General features: G+C 60.5%; 4 protein-coding genes. 2 read left to right on the top strand and 2 right to left on the bottom strand.

The window, feature by feature from the left end; translation table 11 throughout:
* Positions 1-110: 110 nt before the first annotated feature.
* Positions 111-1,262 carry a TDT family transporter gene (locus AC07YV_RS29680; protein ID WP_102702821.1) on the top strand — a complete coding sequence of 384 codons (1,152 nt, stop codon included), beginning with the start codon at positions 111-113 and terminating at the stop codon, positions 1,260-1,262.
* A gap of 96 nt (positions 1,263-1,358) precedes the next feature.
* Positions 1,359-3,233: an MFS transporter gene (locus AC07YV_RS29685; RefSeq protein WP_102702820.1), complete on the top strand. Its 1,875-nt coding sequence runs from the start codon at positions 1,359-1,361 to the stop codon at positions 3,231-3,233.
* Positions 3,234-3,356: 123 nt separating this feature from the next.
* Here the strand turns inward: AC07YV_RS29685 and sugE are convergent, their stop codons facing one another.
* Together sugE and AC07YV_RS29695 are read right to left on the bottom strand one after the other, a co-directional pair.
* Positions 3,357-3,671, bottom strand: coding sequence for a quaternary ammonium compound efflux SMR transporter SugE (gene sugE, locus AC07YV_RS29690; RefSeq protein WP_102702819.1), 315 nt, complete (start codon positions 3,669-3,671; stop codon positions 3,357-3,359).
* 118 nt (positions 3,672-3,789) lie between these two features.
* On the bottom strand, positions 3,790-4,755 hold the full coding sequence (locus AC07YV_RS29695; RefSeq protein WP_102702818.1) for a bile acid:sodium symporter family protein: 966 nt from the start codon (positions 4,753-4,755) through the stop codon (positions 3,790-3,792).
* Positions 4,756-4,886: the final 131 nt, after the last annotated feature.

Raw genomic sequence — 4,886 nt, forward strand, 5'->3', positions numbered from 1 at the left:
GTCAATTGAATATCTAAGTAATAGATAACATATAGAGATATTACCCGTTATATAGATATTCGATCCGGATCTAAGATGGGCTCTACCTCACGAGAGGACAGGAGTTCGCCATGACATGCGCCAATAGCATCAAGCCCGGAATCAAACCGTTCAGTCACCTGCAGCACCCACGCGAAGTGATCCGCCAGTTCACCCCCAACTGGTTCGCGGCCACCATGGGCACCGGTGTGCTGGCGTTGGCACTGGCGCAATTGCCGCTCGCCATGCCCGCCTTGCACGCCTTTGCCGAAGCCCTGTGGCTGTTCAACATCGCGTTGTTCCTGCTGTTTACGGCGCTGTACGCCGCGCGTTGGCTGCTGTTTTTCGACGAAGCACGACGGATCTTCGGCCACTCCACGGTCTCGATGTTTTTCGGCACCATTCCGATGGGCCTGGCGACCATCATCAACGGCTTCCTGGTGTTCGGCCTGCCGCGCTGGGGCGACGGTGTGATTCACCTCGCCGAAGTGCTGTGGTGGCTGGATGTGGCGATGTCGCTGGCCTGCGGCGTGCTGATTCCCTACATGATGTTCACGCGTCAGGAGCACAGCATCGACCAGATGACCGCCGTCTGGTTGTTGCCGGTGGTCGCGGCAGAAGTGGCGGCCGCCAGCGGTGGCCTGTTGGCGCCGCATTTGGCCGACGCTCACTCGCAACTGGTGGTGCTGGTGACCAGCTACGTGCTCTGGGCCTTCTCCCTGCCGGTGGCCTTCAGCATCCTGACCATTCTGTTGCTGCGCATGGCCCTGCATAAACTGCCCCACGAAAACATGGCCGCCTCGAGCTGGCTGGCCCTTGGCCCGATCGGCACAGGCGCGTTGGGCATGCTGGTACTGGGTGGCGATGCACCGCTGATTTTCGCGGCCAACGGTTTGCCGGGAGTCGGTGAGATTGCGGCGGGACTGGGCCTGGTGGCCGGTATCACCCTGTGGGGCTTCGGCCTGTGGTGGATGCTGATGGCGTTGCTGATCACTGTGCGCTACCTGCGTGCCGGCATCCCCTTCAATCTGGGCTGGTGGGGCTTCACCTTCCCGTTGGGCGTCTATTCTCTGGCGACGTTGAAGCTGGCCAGTATCTTGAACCTGACGTTTTTCAGTGTGTCTGGCTGTGTGCTGGTGGCGTTGCTGGCGGTGATGTGGCTGATCGTCGGCAAGCGCACGGTGCTGGGCGCCTGGCGTGGTGAACTGTTTGTCTCGCCATGCATTGCCGGTTTGAAGAAATAACCGGCAAAGATTAGGTAAGGTGTGGCCTGGATCGAGTTTCGATACTCCAATTACAGTATCCAGGCCACTCTCTACATAATCAGGGACACATGGAAGATGAGTCACCCCTCACAGTTCACCTTGTTGCGTACCCGGCGCTTCCTGCCGTTCTTCATTACCCAGTCCCTTGGGGCATTCAACGACAATGTGTTCAAGCAGTCGTTGATCCTGGCGATTTTGTACAAGCTGACCATCGAGGGTGACCGCTCTGTCTGGGTCAACCTGTGTGCGCTGCTGTTTATCCTGCCGTTTTTCCTGTTCTCCGCCCTGGCCGGGCAATTCGGGGAAAAGTTCGCCAAGGACGCGTTGATCCGCCTGATCAAGCTTGGGGAAATCGCCATCATGGCGGTCGGCGCGGTCGGCTTTATGTTCGATCACCTGTCGCTGATGCTGCTGGCGCTGTTCGCCATGGGCACCCATTCGGCGCTGTTCGGGCCGGTGAAGTACTCGATCCTGCCGCAGGCCCTGCGTGAGGAAGAACTGGTCGGCGGCAACGGCCTGGTGGAAATGGGCACCTTCCTGGCGATCCTCGCCGGCACCATTGGCGCCGGGGTCATGATGTCTTCGACGCATTACGCGCCGGTGGTGTCCACGGCGATCATCGGCATTGCCGTGCTCGGCTACCTGGCCAGCCGCAGCATTCCCCGGGCGGCGGCCGCCACGCCGCAAATGCGCCTGAACTGGAACATTTTCAGCCAGTCCTGGGCCACATTGAAACTGGGCCTGGGGCAAACACCGGCGGTGTCACGCTCGATTGTCGGCAACTCATGGTTCTGGTTTGTCGGGGCGATCTATCTGACGCAGATCCCGGCCTATGCCAAGGAATGGATGCACGGCGACGAAACCGTGGTGACGCTGATTCTGACGGTGTTCTCGGTCGGCATCGCATTGGGGTCGATGCTGTGCGAGAAGCTCTCCGGGCGCAAAGTCGAGATTGGCCTGGTGCCGTTCGGATCGTTTGGCCTGACCGTCTTCGGTCTGCTGCTGTGGTGGCATTCCGGTGGAATTCCGGACAGCGCCGTCGGCCATGGCTGGATCGACATCCTCGGTTTCGGCCACACCTGGCTGGTGTTGCTCGACATCCTCGGCCTGGGCGTCTTCGGCGGTTTCTACATTGTGCCGCTGTACGCGCTGATCCAGTCGCGCACAGCGGAGAACGAGCGGGCGCGGGTGATTGCCGCCAACAACATCCTCAACGCGCTGTTCATGGTGGTGTCGGCGATTGTCTCGATCGTCTTGCTGAGCGTGGTCAAGCTGTCGATCCCGCAGTTGTTCCTGGTCGTGTCGTTGCTGAACATCGGGGTCAACGCCTACATCTTCAGGATTGTCCCCGAGTTCACCATGCGTTTCATGATCTGGCTGCTCAGCCATTCCATGTATCGCGTCGAGCACCGCAACCTGGACCTGATTCCCGACGAAGGCGCGGCGCTGCTGGTGTGCAACCACGTGTCGTTCGTCGACGCCTTGCTGATTGGCGGCGCGGTACGTCGGCCGATTCGCTTTGTGATGTATTACAAGATCTACAACCTGCCAGTGCTGAACTTCATCTTCCGTACCGCGGGGACGATCCCGATTGCCGGGCGCCAGGAGGACATCCAGATTTATGAACAAGCCTTCACGCGCATTGCCCGGTATCTGAAGGACGGTGAGCTGGTGTGCATCTTCCCCGAGGGCAAATTGACCGCCGATGGCGAGATCAACGAGTTCAAGGGTGGCTTGACGCGGATTCTCGAGGAGACGCCGGTGCCGGTGATTCCGTTGGCCTTGCAGGGGTTGTGGGGGAGTTTCTTCAGCCGCGATCCGGGCAAGGGACTGTTTCATCGCCTGTGGTCGCGGGTGACATTAGTAGCAGGGCCGGCGGTGGCGGTTGAAGTGGCGCAGCCGGCGAAGTTGCAGGCGATGGTGGGTGAGTTGCGCGGGACAGTCAGATAGTCGGTGACAGTTCGGGCCTCTTCGCGAGCAAGCCCGCTCCCACAAGGATTGATGGTGTGCTCTATATGTGTGGGAGTACACGAAACCTGTGGGAGCGGGCTTGCTCGCGAAAGCGGTAGTGGCCTAAGCGCTGACCTTGAGCCCAACCAACCCGCTAATGATCAACGCCACACTCGCCAGCCGCACCAGCGCCATCGACTCGCCAAACAGAATGATCCCGGCGATCACGGTGCCGACGGCGCCGACACCGGTCCAGATCGCATAGGCTGTGCCCAGTGGCAATTCCTTCATTGCAAGGCCGAGCAGGCCAAGGCTGATAGCCATGGCCACAACGGTCAATACAGTGGGGAGCGGGCGGGTGAAACCGTCGGTGTACTTGAGGCCGACGGCCCAGCCCACTTCGAACAGGCCGGCGAAAAACAGAATGATCCAGGACATGAAGACCTCCATCGTCTGACGGGGTCGTCCCCTGATTAATGACTCGATCGAGCCGCGAGGTCGTCCTCGCGATGGGCAATATAGTGCCCAGCATTAACCCGGGGATCAAGTTTTCCAGTCAGTCGCTGACCTGTTGCGCCGGCATTTCCCGATCCTGTTTCTCGCTCATGCGGCGGAAATATGTGGATAGCAATGCCCCGGAAATGTTGTGCCAGACACTGAACAATGCGCTGGGCACCGCCGCCAGCGGCGAGAAGTGCGCGCTGGCCAACGCGGCGCCCAACCCGGAGTTCTGCATGCCGACTTCCAGGGCCAGGGACTTGCGCTGGGCCAGAGGCAGCTTGAACAGGCGCCCGGTGAAGTAACCCAGCAGGTAGCCAAAGCTGTTGTGCAGCATGACCACGGCCATGATCAGCAGGCCGGACTCGGCAATCTTCGCCTGGCTCGCGGCCACCACTGCCGTGACAATGATCACGATGCTGACCACCGACACCATCGGCAACACGTCCACGGCGTGTCGAACCCTGTCGCCGAGCACACGCTGGGCGACGACGCCCAGCACGATTGGCAGCAGCACCACTTGCAGGATCGACCAGAACAACTCCATGAACGACACCGGCAACCAGGCCGAGGCCAGCAGCCAGATCAGCGCCGGCGTCAGCAGGGGGGCGAGGAGGGTGGTGACGGCGGCGATGGCCACTGACAGCGCCAGGTCGCCACGGGCCAGCCAGGTCATCACGTTCGACGAGGTGCCGCTTGGGCAGCAGCCGACCAGAATCACGCCGACGGCGATTTCCGGCGGCAAGTGGAACGCCTGGCAGAGCAACCACGCCACGCCCGGCATGATCACAAAATGTGCAACCACGCCCAGGGCCACGCGCCAGGGATGGCGAGCGACTTCAGCGAAGTCTTCGAGCTTGAGGGTCAGGCCCATGCCGAACATCACCAGCCCCAGCAACGGCACGATGGCGCCTTTGAGGCCGAGGAACCATGCCGGCTGCAGAAACGCCACGACAGCGAAAATCAATACCCAGTAAGCGAAGGTGTTGCCGACAAAACGACTCAATGCAGCCAGTGCGCGCATGGCTTGATCCTTGTTAGGTGAAAGCGTTAGGGAGCTAAGCATACGCTGCTGGCAAAAAAAGATCGCAGCCTGCGGCAGCTCCTACAGGAGGAATACATTCCAATGTAGGAGCTGCCGCAGGCTGCGATCTT

The organism is Pseudomonas sp. GW456-E7 (assembly GCF_059424105.1).

What these genes read in the sequence shown, in the direction of transcription:
- AC07YV_RS29680 (WP_102702821.1), top strand. Translation starts at nt 111, where the DNA reads ATGACATGCGCCAATAGCATCAAGCCCGGAATCAAACCGTTCAGTCAC.
- AC07YV_RS29685 (WP_102702820.1), top strand. Translation starts at nt 1,359, where the DNA reads ATGAGTCACCCCTCACAGTTCACCTTGTTGCGTACCCGGCGCTTCCTG.
- sugE (WP_102702819.1), bottom strand. Translation starts at nt 3,671, where the DNA reads ATGTCCTGGATCATTCTGTTTTTCGCCGGCCTGTTCGAAGTGGGCTGG.
- AC07YV_RS29695 (WP_102702818.1), bottom strand. Translation starts at nt 4,755, where the DNA reads ATGCGCGCACTGGCTGCATTGAGTCGTTTTGTCGGCAACACCTTCGCT.